This is a genomic window from Bradyrhizobium genomosp. I (2014), assembly GCF_000261685.1.
Lineage (GTDB): Bacteria > Pseudomonadota > Alphaproteobacteria > Rhizobiales > Xanthobacteraceae > Bradyrhizobium.
Map to the genome: position 1 here is coordinate 1 of NZ_AJQE01000505.1, position 280 is coordinate 280.

Genomic DNA, 280 nt, shown 5'->3' on the forward strand with positions numbered 1-280 from the left:
CACCAAGCTGCAGGCCAACAACCTGACGGCGACGATCGACGCCAACGGCCTGCTGACGGTCTCGACCACCAACGACTACGCGTCCTCGACCATCGGTTCGACGGCCGCCGGTGGTGCGATCGGCGGCACGCTGACCTCGTCACTGACCTTCTCGACGGCTTCCACCCCCGTCCAGGACACGGTTGCGCAGACGGCGCGTGCCAATCTGGTCAACCAGTACAACAACATCCTGAACCAGATCGACACGACCGCTCAGGACTCCTCGTTCAACGGTGTCAAC

Annotated in this window: 1 pseudogene; it reads left to right on the top strand. The window is 63.2% G+C overall.

What is annotated here, in order from left to right:
* Nucleotides 1-280, top strand: a pseudogene (locus IC50_RS38275) (DUF1522 domain-containing protein); the annotation flags it as partial.